Annotated in this window: 26 protein-coding genes; 11 read left to right on the plus strand and 15 right to left on the minus strand. The window is 62.6% G+C overall.

Annotated elements, in window-relative coordinates; genetic code table 11:
• Nucleotides 1-81 precede the first annotated feature (81 nt).
• Nucleotides 82-306, plus strand: coding sequence for a hypothetical protein (locus tag NKL06_RS16430; RefSeq protein ID WP_023687518.1), 225 nt, complete (start codon nt 82-84; stop codon nt 304-306).
• A 15-nt stretch (nt 307-321) separates the two neighbouring features.
• On the opposite strand, the gene NKL06_RS16435 is transcribed toward NKL06_RS16430, so the two are convergent.
• The 5 genes from NKL06_RS16435 to NKL06_RS16455 all read right to left on the minus strand — a co-directional run bounded on the left by NKL06_RS16435 (nt 322) and on the right by NKL06_RS16455 (nt 3,076).
• Complete coding sequence (locus NKL06_RS16435; RefSeq protein ID WP_023692973.1) at nt 322-1,002, minus strand: GNAT family N-acetyltransferase; 681 nt, start codon at nt 1,000-1,002, stop codon at nt 322-324.
• Nucleotides 999-1,484 (minus strand): MarR family winged helix-turn-helix transcriptional regulator, encoded by a 486-nt coding sequence (locus NKL06_RS16440; RefSeq protein WP_023692972.1) that lies wholly within the window; start codon nt 1,482-1,484, stop codon nt 999-1,001. Before NKL06_RS16440 ends, NKL06_RS16435 begins: the two co-directional genes overlap by 4 nt.
• 394 nt (nt 1,485-1,878) lie before the next feature.
• Nucleotides 1,879-2,154 carry an NAD(P)/FAD-dependent oxidoreductase gene (locus NKL06_RS16445; RefSeq protein ID WP_155927222.1) on the minus strand — a complete coding sequence of 92 codons (276 nt, stop codon included), beginning with the start codon at nt 2,152-2,154 and terminating at the stop codon, nt 1,879-1,881.
• Between the two features lie 29 nt (nt 2,155-2,183).
• Entirely contained in the window at nt 2,184-2,651 is a 468-nt protein-coding gene (locus tag NKL06_RS16450) for an NAD(P)-binding domain-containing protein (RefSeq protein WP_196814106.1), read from the minus strand.
• Complete coding sequence (locus NKL06_RS16455) at nt 2,645-3,076, minus strand: FAD-dependent oxidoreductase (RefSeq protein WP_155927226.1); 432 nt, start codon at nt 3,074-3,076, stop codon at nt 2,645-2,647. Before NKL06_RS16455 ends, NKL06_RS16450 begins: the two co-directional genes overlap by 7 nt.
• 132 nt (nt 3,077-3,208) lie before the next feature.
• Here NKL06_RS16455 and NKL06_RS16460 point away from each other — a divergent pair, with 132 nt between their 5' ends.
• Nucleotides 3,209-4,240 (plus strand): phosphatidylglycerol lysyltransferase domain-containing protein, encoded by a 1,032-nt coding sequence (locus NKL06_RS16460; RefSeq protein WP_023692971.1) that lies wholly within the window; start codon nt 3,209-3,211, stop codon nt 4,238-4,240.
• 34 nt (nt 4,241-4,274) lie between these two features.
• Here the strand turns inward: NKL06_RS16460 and NKL06_RS16465 are convergent, their stop codons facing one another.
• Nucleotides 4,275-5,036: an ABC transporter permease gene (locus NKL06_RS16465; protein ID WP_023681263.1), complete on the minus strand. Its 762-nt coding sequence runs from the start codon at nt 5,034-5,036 to the stop codon at nt 4,275-4,277.
• Entirely contained in the window at nt 5,033-5,959 is a 927-nt protein-coding gene (locus tag NKL06_RS16470) for an ABC transporter ATP-binding protein (RefSeq protein ID WP_023692970.1), read from the minus strand. The genes NKL06_RS16465 and NKL06_RS16470 overlap by 4 nt, the downstream gene beginning before the upstream one ends.
• A 269-nt stretch (nt 5,960-6,228) precedes the next feature.
• Here NKL06_RS16470 and NKL06_RS16475 point away from each other — a divergent pair, with 269 nt between their 5' ends.
• Both NKL06_RS16475 and NKL06_RS16480 read left to right on the plus strand, forming a co-directional pair.
• Nucleotides 6,229-7,590: a cytochrome ubiquinol oxidase subunit I gene (locus tag NKL06_RS16475; protein WP_023692969.1), complete on the plus strand. Its 1,362-nt coding sequence runs from the start codon at nt 6,229-6,231 to the stop codon at nt 7,588-7,590.
• A gap of 108 nt (nt 7,591-7,698) precedes the next feature.
• On the plus strand, nt 7,699-8,703 hold the full coding sequence (locus NKL06_RS16480; RefSeq protein ID WP_023681260.1) for a cytochrome d ubiquinol oxidase subunit II: 1,005 nt from the start codon (nt 7,699-7,701) through the stop codon (nt 8,701-8,703).
• 166 nt (nt 8,704-8,869) lie between these two features.
• Here the strand turns inward: NKL06_RS16480 and msrA are convergent, their stop codons facing one another.
• The 3 genes from msrA to NKL06_RS16495 all read right to left on the minus strand — a co-directional run bounded on the left by msrA (nt 8,870) and on the right by NKL06_RS16495 (nt 10,772).
• Nucleotides 8,870-9,595, minus strand: coding sequence for a peptide-methionine (S)-S-oxide reductase MsrA (gene msrA, locus NKL06_RS16485; protein ID WP_023692968.1), 726 nt, complete (start codon nt 9,593-9,595; stop codon nt 8,870-8,872).
• 111 nt (nt 9,596-9,706) lie between these two features.
• Nucleotides 9,707-9,991 (minus strand): hypothetical protein, encoded by a 285-nt coding sequence (locus tag NKL06_RS16490; protein WP_023692967.1) that lies wholly within the window; start codon nt 9,989-9,991, stop codon nt 9,707-9,709.
• Nucleotides 9,992-10,070: 79 nt separating this feature from the next.
• The gene (locus NKL06_RS16495; RefSeq protein ID WP_023692966.1) at nt 10,071-10,772 is read right to left on the minus strand and encodes a DUF1223 domain-containing protein; all 702 of its coding nucleotides are present in this window, start codon (nt 10,770-10,772) and stop codon (nt 10,071-10,073) included.
• A gap of 193 nt (nt 10,773-10,965) precedes the next feature.
• Here NKL06_RS16495 and NKL06_RS16500 point away from each other — a divergent pair, with 193 nt between their 5' ends.
• Nucleotides 10,966-11,337: an endonuclease domain-containing protein gene (locus NKL06_RS16500; RefSeq protein WP_023681256.1), complete on the plus strand. Its 372-nt coding sequence runs from the start codon at nt 10,966-10,968 to the stop codon at nt 11,335-11,337.
• 141 nt (nt 11,338-11,478) lie between these two features.
• A complete protein-coding gene (lepA, locus tag NKL06_RS16505; RefSeq protein ID WP_023687530.1) occupies nt 11,479-13,284 on the plus strand; it encodes a translation elongation factor 4 in 1,806 nt (601 codons plus the stop codon).
• A gap of 156 nt (nt 13,285-13,440) precedes the next feature.
• On the opposite strand, the gene NKL06_RS16510 is transcribed toward lepA, so the two are convergent.
• The gene (locus NKL06_RS16510) at nt 13,441-15,003 is read right to left on the minus strand and encodes a DUF8370 family protein (RefSeq protein WP_155927228.1); all 1,563 of its coding nucleotides are present in this window, start codon (nt 15,001-15,003) and stop codon (nt 13,441-13,443) included.
• A gap of 221 nt (nt 15,004-15,224) precedes the next feature.
• Between NKL06_RS16510 and NKL06_RS16515 the strand changes: the two genes are divergently transcribed.
• The 3 genes from NKL06_RS16515 (at nt 15,225) to NKL06_RS16525 (ending at nt 17,058) form a co-directional block, all read left to right on the plus strand.
• The gene (locus NKL06_RS16515; protein ID WP_245267128.1) at nt 15,225-15,776 is read left to right on the plus strand and encodes a hypothetical protein; all 552 of its coding nucleotides are present in this window, start codon (nt 15,225-15,227) and stop codon (nt 15,774-15,776) included.
• Between the two features lie 247 nt (nt 15,777-16,023).
• Nucleotides 16,024-16,371 carry a hypothetical protein gene (locus tag NKL06_RS16520; RefSeq protein WP_031208472.1) on the plus strand — a complete coding sequence of 116 codons (348 nt, stop codon included), beginning with the start codon at nt 16,024-16,026 and terminating at the stop codon, nt 16,369-16,371.
• A gap of 315 nt (nt 16,372-16,686) precedes the next feature.
• Nucleotides 16,687-17,058 (plus strand): hypothetical protein, encoded by a 372-nt coding sequence (locus NKL06_RS16525; protein ID WP_023692962.1) that lies wholly within the window; start codon nt 16,687-16,689, stop codon nt 17,056-17,058.
• A gap of 194 nt (nt 17,059-17,252) precedes the next feature.
• Here the strand turns inward: NKL06_RS16525 and NKL06_RS16530 are convergent, their stop codons facing one another.
• Nucleotides 17,253-17,573, minus strand: a complete 321-nt coding sequence (locus tag NKL06_RS16530; RefSeq protein ID WP_023692961.1) for a hypothetical protein — start codon at nt 17,571-17,573, stop codon at nt 17,253-17,255.
• Nucleotides 17,574-17,737: 164 nt separating this feature from the next.
• Here NKL06_RS16530 and mbfA point away from each other — a divergent pair, with 164 nt between their 5' ends.
• On the plus strand, nt 17,738-18,721 hold the full coding sequence (gene mbfA, locus NKL06_RS16535; protein WP_023681248.1) for an iron exporter MbfA: 984 nt from the start codon (nt 17,738-17,740) through the stop codon (nt 18,719-18,721).
• Nucleotides 18,722-18,881: 160 nt separating this feature from the next.
• On the opposite strand, the gene NKL06_RS16540 is transcribed toward mbfA, so the two are convergent.
• From NKL06_RS16540 to NKL06_RS16550, 3 genes are all read right to left on the minus strand, one after another.
• Nucleotides 18,882-19,226 (minus strand): antibiotic biosynthesis monooxygenase family protein, encoded by a 345-nt coding sequence (locus NKL06_RS16540; RefSeq protein WP_023692960.1) that lies wholly within the window; start codon nt 19,224-19,226, stop codon nt 18,882-18,884.
• The gene (locus tag NKL06_RS16545) at nt 19,223-19,579 is read right to left on the minus strand and encodes an NIPSNAP family protein (RefSeq protein WP_023692959.1); all 357 of its coding nucleotides are present in this window, start codon (nt 19,577-19,579) and stop codon (nt 19,223-19,225) included. Before NKL06_RS16545 ends, NKL06_RS16540 begins: the two co-directional genes overlap by 4 nt.
• Nucleotides 19,580-19,663: 84 nt before the next feature.
• Nucleotides 19,664-19,867, minus strand: coding sequence for a DUF1127 domain-containing protein (locus NKL06_RS16550; RefSeq protein ID WP_023692958.1), 204 nt, complete (start codon nt 19,865-19,867; stop codon nt 19,664-19,666).
• A 69-nt stretch (nt 19,868-19,936) separates the two neighbouring features.
• Between NKL06_RS16550 and NKL06_RS16555 the strand changes: the two genes are divergently transcribed.
• The gene (locus tag NKL06_RS16555) at nt 19,937-20,641 is read left to right on the plus strand and encodes an ArsR/SmtB family transcription factor (RefSeq protein ID WP_023692957.1); all 705 of its coding nucleotides are present in this window, start codon (nt 19,937-19,939) and stop codon (nt 20,639-20,641) included.
• Nucleotides 20,642-20,765: the final 124 nt, after the last annotated feature.

Consider the following 20,765-nt stretch of genomic DNA (forward strand, 5'->3'; position numbering starts at 1 on the left):
AAACCCAGGCAGCTGCGCTCAAGCATTGGAAAAGAATGGACTTTTAAACATGGCGTCCTACGTCTTCTGGAGGAGACTGCGATGCCAAAGTCCGTGTATGACCGTGGCCTGCTGAAACCCGACGACATCGCCAGGCTGCAACGCGTGTTCGACGAAGCCTGCCGCAGGCGCGACGTGCATCCCGATTCCGCGGATGCGCGGGAGATCGCGCTGAACCTGCTTGCGCTGCACAATGCCGGCATGGTCGAGGAAGATATGCTTATGGAAACCGTGGGTTTTCGCCGGTTGGAGCCGAAATCAGCCTGAGGCCTGCAAGGCGGCCTATCCGGCGCGCTGCACGACGGCCACATTCATCTCTGTCCGCAGCCTGAAGCCGATGGATTCGTACAACCCAACCGCGCCGGCATTGCTGGCATAGGCATGCAGGTAGGGAACTTCGCCGCGCGCAAAAATTCGGTTGGCCACGAACACCGACAGCAGCCGGCCGAGGCCGCTGCCGCGAAATTCGGGATGCGAGCAGACGCCGCTGAGTTCGCTGTAGCCGGGCTGCTTCATGCGCTCGCCGGCCATCGCCGCCAGCCGGCCGTCGATCTTCACGCCCCAGAACTCGCCGAGGCTCAGCGCCTTGAGCGTGAACGGGCCGGGCTTGGTCAGTGACGCCAAAGCAAGCATCTCGGCCGCGTCGTCCTGCGTCAGCTGCTGTACACGCTCGTCCGACACGGAAGGCAATGGCGCCTCGGCAACCATCTGAACGCCGAAGGCGGTCACGGTCGCGGTCAGTTCCGGCGGCAAGGCAATGGGGTCCGCCTGGAGCATGAACACGCTCTCACCTGCAGGAATGAGGCTTGCGAGCGCCTGCAGGCTCTCAGCGTCGTCTGCCCCGGAAGCCGCGAAGGGGACGATCGAGGAGGGATAGCGCCTGGCGAGCCTGTCGCCATACGCAAAGATCCGATGCCGCGTGTCGAGCGCGCTCCAGACCGGACGATCGAGGACATGGCTCATGGCGCGACATCCTGTTTCACACGACAGTCGAGCGGGGCCGCCGCCAGGCCGTCCTCTATTGCCGAGAGTTGTTCGAGAAGCGGCCCTGCAAGGCCTTTGCACAAGTCGGCAACGGCGTTCTCGATGCGCGGCCAAACGTCCCGCTTCGCCTTATCGACCAGGCGCTGGCCGTTCGCGGTCAGCGAGATCATCCTGCGGCGCTGGTCGTCGTTCGATGGCGCGGCCTCGACCAGCCCCAACTCGGCCAGCAGCGCCACGCTGCGCGTCACCCCCGGCTGGGTGATCCCCAGTGACTGCGCCAGCTCGCCGACAGGCAGCGGCCCGAGCCGGTCGAGCGCGGCCAGCAGAGGATACTGGCTGGACTGCACCGGCACCTCCAGCCCATCGAGCATGCGCTGCGTATCGGCCTGCAACTGCTCGCCGATACGCTTCAGCCTGCTGCCGAGGGTGAGGTAGCCAAGGGATCTAATGATGTCTTCCATGGGTGGTCCGTCTCCTGGATAAGTATAACATGTTATATAATGATGCAATGAACGAGTTCAAGCGCCTGCTTTGGAGGTTGGTTGCAAGCATCTCAACTTCGTCGTCCTTGGGCGAAGCAGGAGCGAAGCTCCGTCGCGGAGACCCAGGGATCATGCCTTGGCCGTGGAAGCAGCGGAGCAGAACCTGCAACGCAGCGTAGCTCAGAAGTCACGGCATGGATCCTCGGGTCTGCGCCGCGTCGCTACGCTCCTTGCTTCGCCCGTGGATGACGACGGGATGGCGTTTCGCCCAATCGCCAGGATATTCGATCCCGTCTTGCAGATGCGTTGAACCACCAGTCCGCGCCACAGCAGCAGCCCGAAGTGCGGTGGTTCTCCGTCCAGAAGCGCTCGTCTACAACCCCTTGGCGATCTGACGGGCAATCGCTTCGGCCTGCAGGCCGGCGCTGTGGAAATAGCTGGTCAGGCTTGGCCGCATGCCGATGAACCACAGGCCGGGCTGGCCGCTCGGGGTGCCGCCATTGGCCTTCGGCACGCCCTTGTCGAGCACGCCGAGATCGCCCAGCATGGCCTCCAGGTCGGTGCGATAGCCGGTTGCCGCGATCACCACATCCGGCTCGAGCACCGTGCCGTCGTTCAGCCGCACGGCGGCGCCTTCGAAAGCCGCCACCGGCGCCACCACCGAAATCCGTCCGGCCTTCAGCGCTGCGACGGCGCTGTCGTCACAGCAATAGCGATCTGCTCGACGCCGAGCCGGCTGGCGCCGCCCTTCGGCGCTGGCGGCAGGCCGAAGCGGGTGAGGTCGCCGAACACCAGCCGCTGCGTCGCGGCAATCGCGGCATCGGCAATCCACGTCGGCAGCATCGCCATGAAACCGCCGAAGCGCGCCACGGCAACCTTGCCGATCCGCTTGGGCATCAGCGATGGACCTTGCCTGGCCGACAGCCACACGGCTTTCGCGTCGGCGCGGGCGAGGTGGTTGAGGACGTCGAAGCCGGAATTTCCGGCCCCGACTATCAGCACTTTTTTGCCCGCGTAGTCGTCCGCCGTGCCGAAGTCGGCGGCGTGGATCAGTTTGCCCGAAAAGGAGGCCTTGCCCGGCCAGTCCGGCGTCCATGGCAAGCGGTCGCGGCCGGTAGCGATGATGACATTGCGGGTGCTCAGCACTCCTTGGCCGGTATGAACAAGCCAGCCATTGCCGCTGCGCTCGATCCGATCGAGGCGGTGCCGAATTCGACCCTTATGCCGCGCGCGCGGGCAAAATCCTCGAGATAGCCGACGATGGCATCCTTGTTCGGAAAGGCGGCGGTGCGTGGCGGATAGGCAAGGCCGGGCAGGGCCGATAGCGCGCGATGCGTGTTGAGGGTCAGCTTCTCGTGCCGCCGTCGCCACGGTTCGGCGATCCGCGGCTCCTTTTCAAGCACGACGACCCGCACGCCGCGCCGGCCAAGCGCGTCGGCGGCCGCCAGCCCCGCCGCTCCGGCGCCGATGACGATAACCGTATAGTCGGGTCCTTTCGGCCCCAGGACGATAGGCATCGTTTCGCTTGTCGTAGCCGCCATTCGGTCGAGATTCCCTTTCAGGTGCGCCATGGGGACCGTCCTATATGGCACGTCGCATATGGCACAGGGGCGATATGATCGATAATGAGGTCGCGTCAATGCGACTGATTCGAGGCCCTGGGGGCAAGCCTCTGTTTATCATCGGCACGCGGAAGCTCGACCATGCCCTCCTTGCGCATCTTTCTCGACAGACTGCTGGAGGGCGCCGCAGCCAAGGTGCCGCGCCAGGATTTTTCGCACGTCGAGCGGCTGGCGCTTGTCCGCCACCACGGCGACTTCTCGCTGGCCTATTCGACCGCCGTGCAGCAAAAACTGTCCTATTTCGGCGACGCCGACGGCTACATCGCCTTCGGGACCAAGATGAAGCACCATTTCGCGCTCGGTGACCCGGTGGCCCATCCGGCCGATCGGCCCGACTATATCAGGCGCTTTGTCGAAGCCGCCGACAGCCCGTGGTTCGTGCAGATCGGCGAACCGACGGGGCACGTTCTGGCCGGGCTCGGCTACCAGGTCAACCGCCTCGGCGTCGACACGCGGCTGGAGCTGCCGGCTCACGATTTTTCCGGCAAGCGCAACGAAACCGTGCGCTATTCCGAACGCTGGCTTTTGAAGAAGGGGTTTTCCTTTGGCGAAGGAGCGGTCTATCTCGACGAGGTCCAGCGCCTGTCGCAGAACTGGCGGGCCGACCGCATCGTCAAGCGCTGGGAGATGGCCTTCCTCAACCGCCCCTTTGCCGATCATCTCGGCATCGATATGCGCCGTTTCGTGCTCTACAGCCCGGAAGGCGAGCTCGTCGCTTTGCTCGATTTCGATCCGATGTTCAGCGGCGGCAAGGTGATCGGCTACACCACCTCGTTCAAGCGCAAGCACATCGATGCCTCGCCGCATGCCGAAATCGGGCTGACCAAATTCGCCGTCGACCGCTTTCGCAATGAGGGCATTTCGGTCGTCACGCTCGGCCTGTCGCCGATGCTCGATGTCGGAGCCAACAGCTTTGCCGAATCGAGCTTCTGGCGCAACGCCTTCGCGCGGGCCTATGAGTCGCCCTGGGTCAACCGCAGCAAGTTCAACCTCAAGGGCCAGGCGGCGTTCAAGCGCCGCTTCCACGGCATCGAAGAACCGACCTACATCGCCTTCCGCGAGGGCAGGCTGATCGAGATGCTGGGGTTGCTGCGCCTCATCAAGGCGATCTAGCAAGAAAACGCGACGCGCTTTAGGGCGGCGCGGGTCAGTTGCGCAGCCGGTAGCCGGTCCGGAAGATCCAAGCGACGATGGCGATGCAGATGGCGAGGAACACCATCGTCATGCCCAGGCTGACGGCGACCGAGACATCGGACTTGCCGTAAAAGCTCCAGCGGAAACCGCTGATCAGGTAGACGACCGGGTTGAACAGCGTCACCGTGCGCCAGGTCTCGGGCAGCATGTTGATCGAATAGAAGCTGCCGCCGAGGAAGGTCAGCGGCGTGATGATCAACAGCGGCACCAGCTGCAATTGCTCGAAGCTTTTCGCCCAGATGCCGATGATGAAGCCGAACAGGCTGAAGGTCACCGCCGTCAAGACAAGGAAGGCCAGCATCCAGAACGGATGCTGGATGGTGAGCGGCACGAACAGCGAGGCCGTCGCCAGGATGATCAAGCCGAGGATGATCGACTTGGTCGCGGCGCCGCCGACATAGGCGATGACGATCTCCAGATACGACACCGGCGCCGACAAGAGCTCGTAGATGGAGCCGACGAATTTCGGGAAATAGATGGCAAAGGAGGCGTTGGAGATCGACTGCGTCAACAGCGACAGCATGATCAGGCCGGGCACGATGAAGGCGCCGTAGCTGATGCCGTCGATCTCGGTGATGCGCGAGCCGATGGCCGAGCCGAAGACGACGAAATAAAGCGATGTCGAGATCACCGGCGAGACGATGCTCTGCAGCACGGTGCGGAACGCACGCGCCATCTCGACCCGGTAGATCGCCCATACTGCTCGCCAATTCATGGCTCTTGCCTCAACAGATTGACGAAGATCTCCTCGAGCGAGCTGTTTTGCGTGTCCATGTCGCGAAACTGGATGCCGGCCGTCTCGAGTTCGCGCAGCAGCGATGCGACGCCGGGGCGTTCGCTCTGGTTGTCATAGGTGTAGGTCAGCTGTGTGCCATCGCCCGACAGCTCCAAGGCGTAGTGCGAGAATGCATCGGGAATGGCGGTGAGCGGGTTGCGCAATTCGACGATCAGGCGCTTGCGGCCGAGCTTGCGCATCAGTTCGGCCTTGCCCTCCACCAGGATGATCTCGCCGCGGTTGATGACACCGACACGGTCGGCCATCGCCTCGGCCTCTTCGATATAGTGCGTGGTGAGGATGATGGTGACGCCATCGTCGCGCAGCCGCCGCACCATCGCCCACATGTCCTGGCGCAGTTCGACGTCGACGCCGGCCGTGGGTTCGTCGAGGAACAGGATGCGCGGCTCATGTGACAGCGCCTTTGCAATCATCAGCCGCCGCTTCATGCCGCCCGACAGCGTGATCGCCTTGGCGTCCTTCTTGTCCCACAACGACAGGTCGCGCAGCACCTTTTCGACGAAGCCCGGATTGGGCGCCTTGCCAAACAGGCCGCGGCTGTAGGTTACGGTTGCCCAGACGCTCTCGAACGCGTCGATGGTCAGCTCCTGCGGCACCAGCCCGATCAGGCTGCGCGCGGCGCGGTAGTCTCGGTTGATGTCGTGGCCGTCGACGGTCACCGTTCCCGACGAACGGTTGACGATGCCGCAGACGATCGAGATGAGCGTCGTCTTGCCGGCGCCGTTCGGCCCCAGCAGCGCGAAAATCTCGCCGCGTTCGATGTCGAGGTTGATTTCCTTCAGCGCCTTGAAGCCGGTGGCGTAGGTCTTGGTGACCCCGGAAATCGAAATGATGGAAGGCAAATTAGTGGAAGACATGAGGCCGAAAACGACTGTTTGAAAGAGGCGGGGATTATTATTGCGCTGAATGTCGGTGCGCACGGCGGGAAGTCAATGCCGCTGCTGACAATTGTGGACAAACGTTCCCCTTTGCCGTTTCGTCATGGGGGTATCGGGGCACTGACGGATTGATCCCATCTGCTGCGACAACGCGCCCCGCGTGACGCCAAGCCGCTTTGACCGGACCGCATCCGCCGCCTATTCTGCGCCAACAAACAGCAGCCGGAGCCCGCATGGACCCGCTCATCCTGTCGCGAATGCAGTTCGGGGCGAATATCTCGTTCCACATCCTGTTTCCGACCATCACGATTGCGCTTGGCTGGGTGCTGCTGTTCTTCAAGCTCCGCTACAACGCCACCGGCGATTCCGCCTGGATGCGCGCCTATTTCACCTGGGTAAAGGTGTTCGCGCTGTCCTTCGCCATGGGCGTGGTCTCGGGCGTCACCATGAGCTTCCAGTTCGGCACCAACTGGCCGGGCTATATGGAGCATGTAGGCAACATCGCCGGGCCGCTGCTTGCCTACGAGATCCTCACCGCCTTCTTCCTCGAAGCGGCCTTCCTCGGCATCATGCTGTTCGGGTTCCGCCGCGTCTCCAACCGCGTCCACACGCTGGCGACGGTATTGGTCGCCGGCGGCACCACGCTGTCGGCCTTCTGGATCATTGCGCTGAACTCCTGGATGCAGACGCCGGCCGGCTTCGAGATGATCGACGGCAAGGCGCATCCCATCGACTGGTGGGCGATCGTCTTCAACCCGTCCATGCCCTACCGTCTGACACATATGCTGCTTGCCTCCGGCCTGACGGTGTCGTTCCTGATCGCCGGCCTGTCGGCGCTGCGCTATCTCACCGGCGACCGGTCGGAATCGATGTGGAAGGCGCTGCGCACCGGGGTCTTCACCGCCGCCATCCTGATCCCGATCCAGATCTTTGCCGGCGACCAGCACGGGCTGAACACGCTGGAGCACCAGCCGCAGAAGATCGCTGCCATGGAGGCGAACTGGAACACCGGCCCCAACGTGCCGCTGGTGCTGTTTGCGCTGCCCGACGAGGCGGCGAAGGAAAACAAATTGGAGATCGCCATTCCCGACGGCGCCAGCATGGTGCTGCGCCATTCCACCAGCGGCATCGTGCCGGGGCTGAACGACTATCCCGGCCTGCATCCGCCGGTCTTCCCGGTGTTCTGGGGCTTCCGCATCATGGTCGGCACCGGCATTTTGATGCTCATCGTCTCGTGGTCGGCGACCTTCTTCCTCAAGCGCCGCCACAGCCTGCCGAGGCCGCTGGCCATGCTGATGGTGCCGATGGCGCTGTCGGGCTGGCTGGCGACGCTGGCCGGCTGGTACACCACCGAAATCGGCCGCCAGCCCTGGCTGGTCACCGGCGTGCTGAAAACCGCCGACGCTATCGGCCCGGTCGCCGGCAGCCATGTCGCGCTGACGCTCGCCATCTATCTCATCCTCTATGTGCTGCTGCTGATCGCCTATCTTGGCGTGCTGGTGCACCTGGCGCTGAAGGCCGCCAAGGACGGCGATACCTCGCCGCTGCCGGGCGTCATGAAGACGGCGATGTCGCAACCGGCCGCAGCGAAGTGAGGAATGGTCCGCGTAGCGGACGAAAAGCCAACGATTTGGCTTTTCGAATGACGAACGCCCGGAGCCATAGCGAAGGGCAGAACCGTTGATGAGAGGGATGACAGACCGATGACCTTCGACTGGCCAACCGCGCTGCCCCTGATCTTCGCCGGCCTGATGGGCCTCGCCATCCTGATCTACGTCATCCTCGACGGTTTCGATCTCGGCATCGGCATCCTGTTCTCGGTCGCCGAAGATGCCGAGCAGGACACCATGATCGCGGCAATAGGCCCGTTCTGGGATGCCAACGAGACCTGGCTGGTGCTGGCCGTCGGCCTGCTCCTGGTCGCCTTTCCGCTGGCGCATGGCGTCATCCTCACCGCGCTCTACATTCCGGTCTTCGTGCTTTTGGTTGGCCTCATCCTGCGCGGCGTCGCCTTTGATTTCCGCGCCAAGGTGCCGGCCGGCAAGAAGCATCGCTGGAACCGCATTTTCTTCCTCGGTTCCGTCATCGCCTCGGTGGCGCAAGGCTATATGCTCGGCGTCTATGTGCTTGGCCTCGATGTCGGTTTTGGTGGCATCGCTTTCGGCGCGCTGGTGGCGCTCTGCCTGTCGGCGGCCTATGCAGCGATGGGCGCGGCCTGGGTCATCTACAAGACCGAGGGCGAATTGCAGAGGAAGGCGGTGGCCTGGCTGCGGACAGCCCTGGTGCTGACCGCGCTCGGCATGGCGGCGGTGTCGCTGGCGACCCCATTCGCCAGCCCGCGCATCTTCGCCAAATGGTTCGTCTGGCCCGAAATGCTCTATCTGTCGCCGCTGCCGATCCTGTCGGCGCTGCTGTTCCTGTGGCTGTGGCGGCAGACCTTCCACCTGCCCAAGCCCGACGACCGCCACGCGCTGCGGCCGTTCCTGACGCTCGCCGCCATCTTCGCGCTCGGCTTTGCCGGGCTTGCCTGGTCGTTCTATCCTTTCGTGGTGCCCGACAGGCTGACCATCTGGCAGGCGGCGTCGGCGACGGAAAGCCTGGCCATCATCCTCGCCGGCACGGTGGTCGTGCTGCCGGTGATCATCTTCTATTCGTTCTATGCGTATCGGGTGTTCGGCGGGAAGGCGACGGATCTGACGTATGATTGAAGGGGAGCTGATCTCCCCCCTTGAGGGGGAGATGGCCGGCAGGCCAGAGGGGGTCGCCGCGCGTGGAGCGCTAACCTTCTTCTGCCGCAGGAGGTCGCGTCCGGTCGGACCGACCCCCTCTGTCGCCTCCGGCGACATCTCCCCCTCGAGGGGGGAGATTAGGTGCTCAGCTCTTCCCCGCCAGCACCAGCACCGGCTTCTCGCTATACAACCCCGGGAACAGCGCCTTCAAATTCGCCACCTTGGGCAGGTCGTTGTAGACGATGTAGGGGTAGGTCGGGTTCAGCGTCAGAAAGTCCTGGTGATATTCCTCGGCCGGATAGAAGGTTTTGCCCGTCTCCAGCGTGGTAACGATGGGCTTGGCAAACACCTTGGCCTGGTCGAGCTGGGCGATGTAGCTCTGGGCGATCTTCTGCTGCTCGCCATTCTCGGCAAAGATCGTCGAGCGGTACTGGGTGCCCGAGTCCGGGCCCTGGAAGTTCAACTGCGTCGGGTTGTGGGCGACCGAGAAATAGACCTGCAGCAGCTGGCCATAGGTCACCTTGGACGGATCGTAGGTGATCTCGACCGATTCGGCGTGGCCGGTGCGGCCGCTGCCCACCGTTTCGTAGACGGCGTCATCCTTGGCGCCGCCGGTGTAGCCGGAGACGGCCTTGGTCACGCCCTTGACGTGCTGGAACACGCCCTGCACGCCCCAGAAGCAGCCGCCGGCGAAGATAGCCTTCTCGCTGCCGCTGGCGGCCTTCTCGTCCACTGCCGGCGGCGGGATCACCACCGCGTCCTCGGCCGAGCGCGCCGGGCTCTGCCAGAAGGCAGCCGCCGCGGCGGCGACGATGAGCGCGGCAAGCGCGCTCTTGAAGATCGGCGTTCTTTTTTTTGCAATGCCGGTCATGTCTGATCTCCTTGATGGTGGCGAAGACTATACGACAGAACGTCCCGCCAGGTTTCTCAAATTGCCGTGCGCCGGCCCGGCCACTGTGCGGCCGGGCCATGGGACCCAGCCTTATTGCGCGGGCGCCATGGCGTCCGCCGGCTTCATCGCATCCGTTGCGGGTTTCATGGCATCGGCCGGCTTCATGGCGTCGGTGGCGGGTTTCATTGCATTCGTCGCCATCGGGTCGGCTGGCTTCATGGCATCGGTCGCCGGCGCCATGGCATCGGTCACGGGCTTCATCGCATCGGTTGCCATCGCGGGCTTCATCGCGTTGGTCGCTTCGTCGGCACGGGCGCCGGCGGCGAAGCCGGTCATCGATAGCGCAAAAGCGAGCGCGGTCAGGGTCTTGCTCATGATGGTATTTCCTCCTTGAAGAGGGCGCGCGGATGCGGGCCCGGTTATGCCGCGCTAGCAGCGTTGCGTAGAAAAAGAATCAGTCGGCGGCTGCAGCCAGGATCGGCCCACCACCCGGCGACTGCACCAGCACCGCGGTGCTCAGCCCGCCGCTTGCCGCCGGCAGCGGCAGTGTGGTGGCGTCGCCGCTCCAGCTGCCGAGTTTCTCCAGCGAGTGCACGACATTGGCATGCGGCAGCGTGCGCCCGGTATTCTCGCCGCGCGCCACCGGCACTTCGATGACGCCCTTGTTGTAGCGGACCAGCCAGACATCGGCGCGGCCGGCCGGCGCGGAACCGGCGCCGATGCTGATCTTGCCACCGTCGAGCGACAGCATCGGCCCCTTCGTGTGACCGCTCGCGGAAATCAGCTGCTCGATCTCGCCTGATGCCGCGCCCACCGCATCGGCACCGCCATTGACCACGACCTGCGGCGTGAACGGGCCGGAGCGGCCGAGCGACGGCTCATAGCGCACCTGGCGCTGGGTAAATTCCTCGCGGCCGAAAATGTCTTTCCAGCCGAGATAGTCCCAGTAGGTGACGTTGAACGACAGCGCCAGAACGCCCGGCTGGTCCTTGACCTTGATCAGGTTGGCATTGGCCGGCGGGCAAGACGAACAGCCCTGGCTGGTGAACAATTCGACCACGGTGAGCGGCTGGGCGAAGGCGGTGCCGCCAAACATCATCAGCGCCGCACCTGCGGCAGCCAGCATGCCGGCGCGTTTTGGGTTAAGTCCAGTCATCGGGGGTCTCCGTTGCGGCGGGTTCATCCCACACTTCGTCGCTGCCCGAGGCTTCGTTACATGGTTCACCGCTTCGTGATTGGGGGCGGACGCGTCGTTGCCTTCTCCCCTTGTGGGAGAAGGTGGATCGGCGCGAAGCGCCGAACGGATGAGGGGTGTTCCAGCGGAGTGAGACCTTGGCTAATCTAACGTCATGCCACATCAGCCCGTCGCTCCCGCCAAACGAAACTTTGCCCGTTCGCTCCGACGTGAAATGACGGAGGCGGAAGACAAGCTGTGGCACGAACTACGTGACCGCAGGCTCGATCGGATCAAATTTCGGCGCCAAGTTCCTGTTGGAAAATACGTCGCCGATTTCGCTTGTCTTGAATCACTCCTCATCATCGAGATCGATGGGAGTCAGCATGCGGACTCAGAGTCGGACCAGGCCCGTAGAACGGAACTGGAGGCGAGAGGCTTTCGTGTGTTGCGCTTTTGGAATGACGATGTCCTGAAAGACATGGACAGCGTCTGCACCACGATAATCGCTTATGTAAGGGATGTCAGTTTGCAGCCATGGCGGTGAAAGAACCGCCGGCGTCAAGCTGGAACACCCCTCATCCGTCTCGGCGCTGCGCGCCGATCCACCTTCTCCCACAAGGGGAGAAGGCAAGGGCACCACTACCCCCGCTTGCCCCTGCAACCCGCCCCTGCTAAAGCGCGCGCCATGAGCACGCCTCTCGACCACATCCGCAATTTCTCCATCGTCGCCCATATCGACCATGGCAAATCCACGCTTGCCGACCGGCTGATCCAGTCCACCGGCGGGCTGGAGCTGCGCGACATGAAGGAGCAGGTGCTGGACTCGATGGACATCGAGCGCGAGCGCGGCATCACCATCAAGGCGCAGACGGTGCGGCTGAAATACCGCGCCAACAATGGCGAGGACTATATCCTCAACCTGATCGACACGCCCGGCCATGTCGACTTCGCCTATGAAGTGTCGCGCTCGCTCGCCGCCTGCGAGGGCTCGCTGCTGGTCGTCGATGCTTCCCAGGGCGTCGAAGCGCAGACGCTGGCCAATGTCTACCAGGCCATCGACAACAACCACGAGATCGTCGTGGTGCTGAACAAGGTCGACCTGCCGGCCGCCGAGCCCGAGCGCATCCGCGAGCAGGTCGAGGAGGTGATCGGCATCGACGCTTCCAACGCCGTGCTGATCTCGGCCAAGACCGGCCTTGGCATTCCCGACGTGCTGGAGGCAATCGTCCACCAATTGCCGCCGCCGCGCGAAGGCGATGCGTCAGCACCGCTGAAGGCCATGCTGGTCGACAGCTGGTACGACGCCTATCTCGGCGTCATCGTTCTGGTGCGCATCATCGACGGCGTGCTGAAAAAGGGCGCGACCATCCGCATGATGGGCACCGGCGCAAAACATCTGGTCGAGCGCACCGGCGTGTTCACGCCCGCCCGCATTAATGTCGACGAGCTCGGCCCCGGCGAGTTCGGCTTCTTCACCGGCTCGATCAAGGAAGTGGCCGACACACGCGTCGGCGACACCATCACCGAGGACAAGCGCCAGACGGCGCATGCGCTGCCCGGCTTCAAGCCGGCCCAGCCGGTGGTGTTCTGCGGCCTGTTCCCGGTCGACGCCGCCGATTTCGAGGACCTGCGCGCCGCCGTCGGCAAACTGCGCCTCAACGACGCCAGCTTCTCTTACGAAATGGAAACCAGCGCAGCACTTGGCTTCGGCTATCGCTGCGGCTTCCTTGGCCTGCTGCATCTCGAAATCATCCAGGAGCGGCTGGAGCGCGAGTTCAACCTCGACCTCATCGCCACGGCACCCAGCGTCGTCTACCGGCTGCTGCTCACCGACGGCTCGATGAAAGAGCTGCACAACCCGGCCGACATGCCCGACGTGGTGAAAATCTCGGCCATCGAGGAGCCGTGGATCCGCGCCACCATCCTGACCCCCGACGACTATCTCGGCGGCATCCTGAAGCTCTGCCAGGACCGGCGCGGCATCCAGGCCGACCTGTCCTATGTCGGCAAGCGCGCCATGCTGATCTACGACCTGCCGCTCAACGAAGTCGTGTTCGACTTCTACGACCGGCTGAAGTCGATCTCCAAGGGCTACGCCTCGTTCGACTATCATTTGACCGACTACAAGGAAGGCGACCTGGTCAAGATGTCGATCCTGGTCAATGAGGAGCCGGTCGACGCGCTGTCGATGCTGGTTCACCGCACGGCGGCGGAAAAGCGCGGCCGCCAGATGTGCGAGAAGCTGAAGGAGCTGATTCCGAACCACCTCTTCAAGATCCCGATCCAGGCCGCGATCGGCGGCAAGGTGATCGCCCGCGAAACCATCTCGGCGCTGCGCAAGGATGTCACGGCGAAGTGCTACGGCGGCGACGTATCGCGCAAACGCAAGCTGCTGGACAAACAGAAAGAAGGCAAGAAGCGGATGCGCCAGTTTGGGAAGGTCGATATCCCGCAGGAGGCGTTTATCCAGGCGCTGAAGATGGGGGATTGAGAAGCCGGTTGGCGCGCTCTGCGCGCCAAGACATCGATCCAGTGGATCGATGTCAGGCTTCGAAAGCGGGGGGAGCTGCCGGAGGCAGCGGGGTCCCCGCCAGCGCGACGCTGAAGCTGCACGGCGGAGATTGGCCGCCGATCGGTTTGTGCCTAACTACGCAAGTAACGCACGGTACATCCCAAAGAGTTTGGCCCGTATCGCGTCATCGTTTAAGGACGCTTTCCAATCGAGCATTTCAATAATGTCTTTGTCGGTTAAAGCAACAATATAGCCTTGGTGGCGTGTCGCAGCATCTCGAAGCCGTTTCTCTAACGTGACCTTATCTTCGATATTTCGGCATGTTATGATGCCGAAATATCCGCGATTCTTGTCAAATCTGCCCAAAAGCTGATCTATCTCTTGGTTGTGGATGTCGCTCGTGTAATTTTTGCACTCCACGACCACAGTGTTGGCGCGAGTGGCGCGATCATCCCGGCGTTGCGCAAAAAAACCATCGTCGGCGGCATTCGTGAATACAATGTCGATGCGCTTTCGGCCATCATGTATCTCCCACTCTTTGTGGGGCTGAATAAGGTCCGGGTAAAACAGAGCCGTGAGAGCACCCGTGATCAGGTTGTGGTAGTCACTTGCAGCCTTTGCCCCGGTTGGTATCTGGTTAAAAAGTGGGACCAGTCGTCCGCAGATCGCGGTGACCGACGGGTCCTCATCGTTGAACACGGCTAGAGAGCTGTGGCGCTTTGCTAGCTCCTTATAAAGCTTTAGCAGTTCCGGGTTGGCCAGCACGATCTCGGCGGTAAAATTCTTTGATGGCGGGTTGGCCTCCCGAACATCCTTTTTATATACGACACTGACACCCTTGATAGTTTGAACAAGAGAACTGTTTGCCTTCAAATTCTCCGCTACGAGGAAATCTGTTATCTGTTTATTGTAGAACTCTTGAGAGTTAAGAGACAAATTTCTCCTAACAATGTACTTAGGAATGAGAATTACGGGCTCTCCGTCTATATCTGGAAGGTTAGCATATCTGCTGACCCAGTTCTTTTTATTGACATCCCATCCAGGCGGCCCCGAAAATGGTTTGACGGGTATACCAAATAGATCACATTGCTCTTCCGTATACTCTTGAAGTAAATGTCGAATTATGTTCGTAGTAAGATCCGAAATCTTATCTCTATCTATGCCGGGGACGTAGAGCGCGACCTCAGAAAGATCAGTAAGAAGCCCAGATTTGTATGCGGCACTTCCTAGGATCGCATTTATTAGTTGACCGGCTTGACCGGCGCCCACTCCAAGTCCCTGTGGCGTTCCGCTGGATACCCCTAGAAATGTTTCGCGAGGTTCATGAAGATGAGACATAAGGTTCGTTGCACGAAACCGATCTTTCGCCTTAAGCGCGGCCATAACCTCGAGAAAGAATGACCGAATGGATTCGGAGGCGCGTGCTGCCCATATGTCATCTCTAATTTCTATTGCATAAGGGTCGACGTAGACCGGCGTGTCATAATCGTTACTGACATCGACGAAATCAAGCTCCGACTGACTTTTGTTGAGCTGAAAATATTCAGAAAATCGTGGCATAAAAATCCCCCCATATTTTCTATGGTAGATAGAAAGAGAAGGCAACTCTATACTGAAGAAATATTTTCCAATCGGATCGCAACCAGCTTTTCCGTGAGTCGCAAGAGTGTTGGATGGCCGGCCGAGAGCAGGCGGCAAGAGCAGCCACTTCTCGATACCTTAAGCTGGTCTGCCCATTCCCACCGATGTCCGTGTTGCTTGAAATCTGCAACAACGCGTCCGGAATGCTCTCTTTCCCGCCATCGGACCACTCCTGATCATGGCGTTCTTCGGCTTCTTCGTGCAGAGAGAGGCACCGCGTCGCCATTGGAGAACGGCCCTTCCTGAGATATTCTCTCCCAGGCTCCGGGAGACATCGCATGCGCACTACATCCGACACCATCGCCGCGATAGGCCTCGCGATCGGCGGCGTCTTTGGCCTGGCCGGCACCTTCGTCGCCAGCGCGCCGCTGCGCGAAACGCTGTGGGCGATCGAGGGCGTGGCGCTTGTGGTGGCAACCGCGCTGCTGACCATGAAATACCAGCGGCTGGGCAACGAGTGCGTAGCCGCCGGGTTCCTCACCTTCCTCGTCGGCGAGAGCTTGATCATATCAGGCAATGCGGCGGGGCTGGAGGCCAGCGTTCCCTCCTATGTCGGCGGCATCTCGCTTTGGGCGGCGGCGCTCTTCCTGATCGGCGCGGCGAACACTTTGCGCTGTGGATGCGGCTCACCGGCGTGCCATCCTGTTTGTCGTGACGGTGGCCATGGTGCTGTGGGGCGCGCCCTTGCTGCCGATTTCGGCGCCACTGCCCGCCGCCGGCTATCCGTTCCTGGTGCTGACTTTCGCCGGCTTGATATGGACGTTGCTGAAGTCGCCGAGGTGATTGACGCGATCCGACGGCTGGCGCCGCATGTGAAGTGGGGGCAGTAGGGGGCGTAGGGTATCACGAGGCCGCCCCCTCATCCGGCCGCTTCGCGGCCACCTTCTCCCCGCTGGGGAGAAGAGGCGAGCACCAGCGCCGAGCGAGCTCCTCTCCCCTCGGGGAGAGGTCGGATTGCCCCGAATTGCCTTTCGCAATTCGGCTGGCAATCCGGGTGAGGGGGACTTGCCTAGCCGTGGCTCTAGGCCCGGCCCTCGCGGCGTGCGACCCTCGCATCTCCGATTCGGAAACCCCATCATGCTCCGCCTCACCCTTGCCGCCCTGCTCCTCGCCACCCCAACCCACGCCGCCGATATGGCGTTCTTCGTCAAGAACCTGCGCAGCCAGGCGGTGGCGGTGGAGCTGTTCAGCCGTGACCGCAAGATGTCGTGGCCGGGCGGCGACCAGGTGTTTCTGATCGATCCGAGCTCGCAGAAATCGGTGCCGATCTCGTGTAATCCGGGCGAGAATATCTGCTATGGCGCCTGGGTGAATGGCAATGATGCGATTTCGGCTGGGGTCGGGCCGGATAATGACCAGCCTTGCGATACGTGCTGTTTCATCTGCGTGGAGAAAACGACCGAGACGATCGATCTGGTGGAGTGAGGGGCGGGGCGCCGAAGCTGCTGATCTCCCCCCTCGTGGGGGAGATGTCCGGCAGGACAGAGGGGGGCGCGAAGGATCGCCAGCGTATGGATCAGCAAGCCTAAAATTGAAATGACGCGGCTGCAGGAATGAGAGGTCGGCGGGACAGCGCCCCCCTCTGCCTTGCCAGGCATCTCCCCCACGAGGGGGGAGATTAGCGCTCCGCCGCCTTCGCCAATCACCCCAAAATCAGTCAGCCGCTCCCCTTCAATGTCAGCCGCCATCATGCGATGCTGATTCCCTCGGCCGGGGGGCCGATTTGCCTCGGGGGTTTCAATGTCTTTCACTTGTCTGCGCCGCGTCGTCGTCGCGCTCTCGCTTGCCGCGCTGTTTGCGCCGGCCGCTCATGCCGCCGACATCACCTTCGCCGTCAAGAACAGCCATCCCAACGCCATGCGCCTCGAGCTCTACAGCCAGGACCGCGACTATGTCTGGCCGGGCAATGACAAGGATTTCTATCTCGACGATGGCGAGACCAAGCAGATCCCGGTCTCGTGCGACGAAGGCGAGTCCATCTGCTACGGCGCCTGGGTCGACGGCGACGAGGGCACCTATTGGGGCGTCGGCCCCAACAACAAGGAAAAATGCGACGACTGCTGCTACACCTGCGAAGGCGGCGAGACGGAAGAGATTGAACTGACGCCGTAGGGCGGGCGAAGCTGCTAATCTCCCCCCTCGAGGGGGAGATGTCGCCGAAGGCGACAGAGGGGGTCGCCGCGCGTGAAGCGCTAGCCCTCCATCTGCCGCGCAGGACGTCGAGCCCGGTCGGACCGACCCCCTCTGCCTTGCCAGGCATCTCCCCCTCAAGGGGGGAGATCAGATGTCGCTTCGGCTTTCGCCAATTATCCCATCAACGCCCTCTGCCGCTTCGGCCCGCCCGCCTTGCGCCAGGAATTGAACCGGTGCGTGGCGGCGGCAAACGAGATCTTCATCTGCTGGGCGACCGAATAGCGCGACTTGCCTTCGTCGAACAGGCGGTAGCAGCACTCGACGCCCTCCTCGGTCAGCTTGCCGTCGGGCGCCTTGTTGTGCGGATTGGCGGGGTCGAATTTTTCGACCTGCTGTTCGACCAGGCCTTTCAGCCGCTGCAAATCGGCCTCGATGCTGGCGATCAGATCGAGGACGGGTTTCGGATCGAAGTGGTCGTGCGGCTTTGCCGTCATCTCTTGGATACCTTTCGCTTTGCGTGTCGCGACAATATAGGTGAACATTTGCCGATAATGAAGGGCGCGTTGCAATCCGGCGCTTCAACATTTCTTGACCGGTGATTGACCGCGGAGATTGCAGCGCCTAGTTTAGAATTGTTCTAAACTGGGGTGAATTTCTCATGCTTTCCCGTGTCTTCGGTTTCGGCCGCCGTCCTTTCGAAACGCTGTCGGAACAGGAGATCCTGGCCCTGGCAATTTCATCCGAAGAGGATGACGGGCGCATCTACCGCGCCTATGCCGACGGGCTGGCGGACAGTTTTCCGCAATCGGCGAAAGTGTTCGAGGCGATGGCGGAGGAGGAGGACGGCCATCGCGATTCCCTGATCGAGCTCTACCGCAAGCGTTTCGGCGAGCGCATTCCGTTGCTGCGCCGCGAGCACGTGAAAGGCTATTACGAGCGCAAGCCCGATTGGCTGGTGCGGCCGCTCGGCATCGAGCATGTGCGGCGCCAAGCCGAAGAGATGGAGCGGCAGGCCTATCGCTTCTATGTCGAGGCGGCCAAGCGCACCGGCGATGCCTCGACGCGGAAACTGCTCGGCGACCTGGCCGCGGCCGAGCAAAGCCACGAGAATTCGGCGCATCGGCTGGAGCAGAAACTTGTGCCGGGCGAGGTGAAGGACGAGGAAGCCAGCGCCGAGCAGCGCCAATTCATCCTGACCTATGTGCAGCCGGGACTGGCCGGGCTGATGGATGGCTCGGTGTCGACGCTGGCGCCGATCTTTGCCGCGGCGTTTGCCACGCACGACACCTGGCAGACGCTGCTGGTCGGCCTCGCCGCCTCGATCGGCGCCGGCATCTCGATGGGCTTTACCGAAGTCGCTTCCGACGACGGCAAATTGTCAGGGCGTGGCTCGCCGATCAAGCGCGGACTGACGGTCGGCATCATGACGACGCTGGGTGGACTGGGCCACGCGCTGCCTTACATCATCCCGCATTTCTGGACGGCGACGGCGGTGGCGGCCGTGGTGGTGTTCTTCGAATTGTGGGCGATCGCCTTCGTGCAGAACCGCTACATGCAAACCCCGTTCCTGCGCGCGGCGTTTCAGGTGGTGCTGGGCGGGGCGCTGGTGTTTGCGGCCGGGGTGCTGATCGGGAATGCGTGAGCGCCAAGCGCCCCCTCACCCAGCCTCCGCTTCGCTCGGCTGACCTCTCCCCGAGGGGAGAGGAGATTTTCGAAGCCTGCGCCAGTCTCTTCTCCCCAGCGGGGAGAAGGTGGCCGCGAAGCGGCCGGATGAGGGGGCCTGGAGCGACGCCGATACCTAGTCACCCATTCACCGCCCTGCTATCCTCTGGCGCCTCGTCCCTCTCCGTCAGCCCGTAATCCCGCACCACATGCGCAATCCGCAGCCGGTAGCCGGCAAATATTCCGCCGCGGCCCGCATGCTGCGCCTGCCGGTGCTCTTCCGTGTTGCGCCAGGCTTTCACCGCTTCCTCGTCGCGCCAGAAGGACAGTGACAGGACCCGGTTGGGATCGCCCAGGCTCTGGAAGCGCTCGATCGAGATGAAACCGTCTATGCCGTCGAGCAGCGGCCGCAGTTCGGCAGCGATGCCGAGATAGGCATCGCGCTTTCCCTCAGCCGGTTGCACCTCGAAGATGACAGCGATCATATCTCCTCCTTGACCGCGGTCTGGAACAGCTGCCGCGGTCCATGCGGCCCCGACACCAGCTTCAGGAAGATGCGGTCCTCTTTCAAGATGAACTTTTCGCGGCGGGCGAATTCGTAATTGGCCTTGCCCGCCGGATCCGCGGCGAGACGGGCGCGATATGCTTCGTAGGCGGCGAGGCTGTCGATGCTGTAGGCGGCGTAGGCGGTGGTGGCCGAGCCCTCATGCGGGGCGTAGTAGCCGATCAGATCGGCGCCGCAGCGCGGGATCGCCTGGCCCCAGGCCTTGGCATATTGCTCGAAGGCCGGCTTGCCGAACGGGTCGATCTCATAGCGGATGAAGCAGGTGATGGTCATCGTGATCTCCTTGGGTTCGCATCGATAGTTCGAGCGGCGTCGAAACGTTGTGCCGCAGGGTCTGCTAAGCAAAAGCGCTGGCGGTCAGGCCTGCCAGAAGGATTTTGCGCATTCGCGGCGCACATCCTCACGGGTCAGGCCGAGATCGCGCAGCAGATGGTCGTTGACCTCCGCGAGGTCTAGCCGCTGCAGATGGCGGTCGTGCCAGCGGGCGAGAAGCCGCCGTTGCAGCCAGGTGACGAACGGGAACGGCCGGCGGCTGGCGAGTGAGGCGGAAGCGGTTGGCATCGGCGTTCTCCTTGATCCCGCCCGACAATAATGCTTATCTGACGAGAATGCTTCGATGGAGGCCTAACTATGCGTGAAGGACCCGACATTGCCCGCATCGCCAGCCTGGTCGGCGATCCGGCGCGGGCAAACATGCTGAATGCGCTGATGGGCGGCACGGCTTTGACGGCGAGCGAACTGGCGCTGGAGGCCGGCGTCTCGCTGCCGACGGCGTCCTCGCATCTGTCGAAACTGATGGAGGGCGGGCTTTTAACTTTGGCCAGCCAGGGACGGCATCGCTATTACGGCCTCGCCGGGCCGCAGGTTGCCGGCATGATCGAGGCGATCACCGGGGTGGCCGAAGCGGTCGGCCCCAAGCGGGTGCGGCCCGGCCCGCGCGACGGCGCCATGCGCGTCGCCCGCGTCTGCTACGACCACCTCGCCGGCGAGCAGGCGGTGGCGATGCTGGACCGGTTCGTCGCGCGCGGCATCCTGTTGCGCGACGACAATGAGATCAGGCTCGGGGAGACCAGGCCGGGGGAGATCCGGCTGGGGCCAGCAGCAGCCTCGCATTTTTCGGCCATCGGCATCGACGTCGGCGCCAAGCCGCGCCGGCCGGTCTGCCGCGCCTGCCTGGACTGGAGCGTGCGCCGCTCGCACCTTGCGGGAACGCTGGGCGCGGCTATTCTGGACAAGATCCTGGCGGAGAAATGGGCAAGGCGGGAGAAGGACAGCCGCGCGGTGGTGTTTTCACCGCCGGGGAAGCAGGCGTTCGAGCGGGTGTTTTTGGCGTAGAGGTTCGGCAGCGCTAATTGGGCGACGCTGGCGGGACAGCACCCCCCTCTGGCCTGCCGGCCATCTCCCCCTCAAGGGGGGAGATTACGCGCTCAACAGCTTTCGCCAATCTCGAACATCGTAA

This window comes from Mesorhizobium sp. C268A, from assembly GCF_040324475.1.
GTDB lineage: Bacteria > Pseudomonadota > Alphaproteobacteria > Rhizobiales > Rhizobiaceae > Mesorhizobium.

Excerpts from the sequence above, each read along its gene's own strand:
- NKL06_RS16430 (WP_023687518.1), top strand. The coding sequence starts at position 82 with ATGCCAAAGTCCGTGTATGACCGTGGCCTGCTGAAACCCGACGACATC.
- NKL06_RS16435 (WP_023692973.1), bottom strand. The coding sequence starts at position 1,002 with ATGAGCCATGTCCTCGATCGTCCGGTCTGGAGCGCGCTCGACACGCGG.
- NKL06_RS16440 (WP_023692972.1), bottom strand. The coding sequence starts at position 1,484 with ATGGAAGACATCATTAGATCCCTTGGCTACCTCACCCTCGGCAGCAGG.
- NKL06_RS16455 (WP_155927226.1), bottom strand. The coding sequence starts at position 3,076 with ATGGCGCACCTGAAAGGGAATCTCGACCGAATGGCGGCTACGACAAGC.
- NKL06_RS16460 (WP_023692971.1), top strand. The coding sequence starts at position 3,209 with ATGCCCTCCTTGCGCATCTTTCTCGACAGACTGCTGGAGGGCGCCGCA.
- NKL06_RS16465 (WP_023681263.1), bottom strand. The coding sequence starts at position 5,036 with ATGAATTGGCGAGCAGTATGGGCGATCTACCGGGTCGAGATGGCGCGT.
- NKL06_RS16475 (WP_023692969.1), top strand. The coding sequence starts at position 6,229 with ATGGACCCGCTCATCCTGTCGCGAATGCAGTTCGGGGCGAATATCTCG.
- NKL06_RS16480 (WP_023681260.1), top strand. The coding sequence starts at position 7,699 with ATGACCTTCGACTGGCCAACCGCGCTGCCCCTGATCTTCGCCGGCCTG.
- msrA (WP_023692968.1), bottom strand. The coding sequence starts at position 9,595 with ATGACCGGCATTGCAAAAAAAAGAACGCCGATCTTCAAGAGCGCGCTT.
- NKL06_RS16490 (WP_023692967.1), bottom strand. The coding sequence starts at position 9,991 with ATGAGCAAGACCCTGACCGCGCTCGCTTTTGCGCTATCGATGACCGGC.
- NKL06_RS16495 (WP_023692966.1), bottom strand. The coding sequence starts at position 10,772 with ATGACTGGACTTAACCCAAAACGCGCCGGCATGCTGGCTGCCGCAGGT.
- NKL06_RS16500 (WP_023681256.1), top strand. The coding sequence starts at position 10,966 with ATGCCACATCAGCCCGTCGCTCCCGCCAAACGAAACTTTGCCCGTTCG.
- lepA (WP_023687530.1), top strand. The coding sequence starts at position 11,479 with ATGAGCACGCCTCTCGACCACATCCGCAATTTCTCCATCGTCGCCCAT.
- NKL06_RS16515 (WP_245267128.1), top strand. The coding sequence starts at position 15,225 with ATGCGCACTACATCCGACACCATCGCCGCGATAGGCCTCGCGATCGGC.
- NKL06_RS16520 (WP_031208472.1), top strand. The coding sequence starts at position 16,024 with ATGCTCCGCCTCACCCTTGCCGCCCTGCTCCTCGCCACCCCAACCCAC.
- NKL06_RS16525 (WP_023692962.1), top strand. The coding sequence starts at position 16,687 with ATGTCTTTCACTTGTCTGCGCCGCGTCGTCGTCGCGCTCTCGCTTGCC.
- NKL06_RS16530 (WP_023692961.1), bottom strand. The coding sequence starts at position 17,573 with ATGACGGCAAAGCCGCACGACCACTTCGATCCGAAACCCGTCCTCGAT.
- mbfA (WP_023681248.1), top strand. The coding sequence starts at position 17,738 with ATGCTTTCCCGTGTCTTCGGTTTCGGCCGCCGTCCTTTCGAAACGCTG.
- NKL06_RS16540 (WP_023692960.1), bottom strand. The coding sequence starts at position 19,226 with ATGATCGCTGTCATCTTCGAGGTGCAACCGGCTGAGGGAAAGCGCGAT.
- NKL06_RS16545 (WP_023692959.1), bottom strand. The coding sequence starts at position 19,579 with ATGACCATCACCTGCTTCATCCGCTATGAGATCGACCCGTTCGGCAAG.
- NKL06_RS16550 (WP_023692958.1), bottom strand. The coding sequence starts at position 19,867 with ATGCCAACCGCTTCCGCCTCACTCGCCAGCCGCCGGCCGTTCCCGTTC.
- NKL06_RS16555 (WP_023692957.1), top strand. The coding sequence starts at position 19,937 with ATGCGTGAAGGACCCGACATTGCCCGCATCGCCAGCCTGGTCGGCGAT.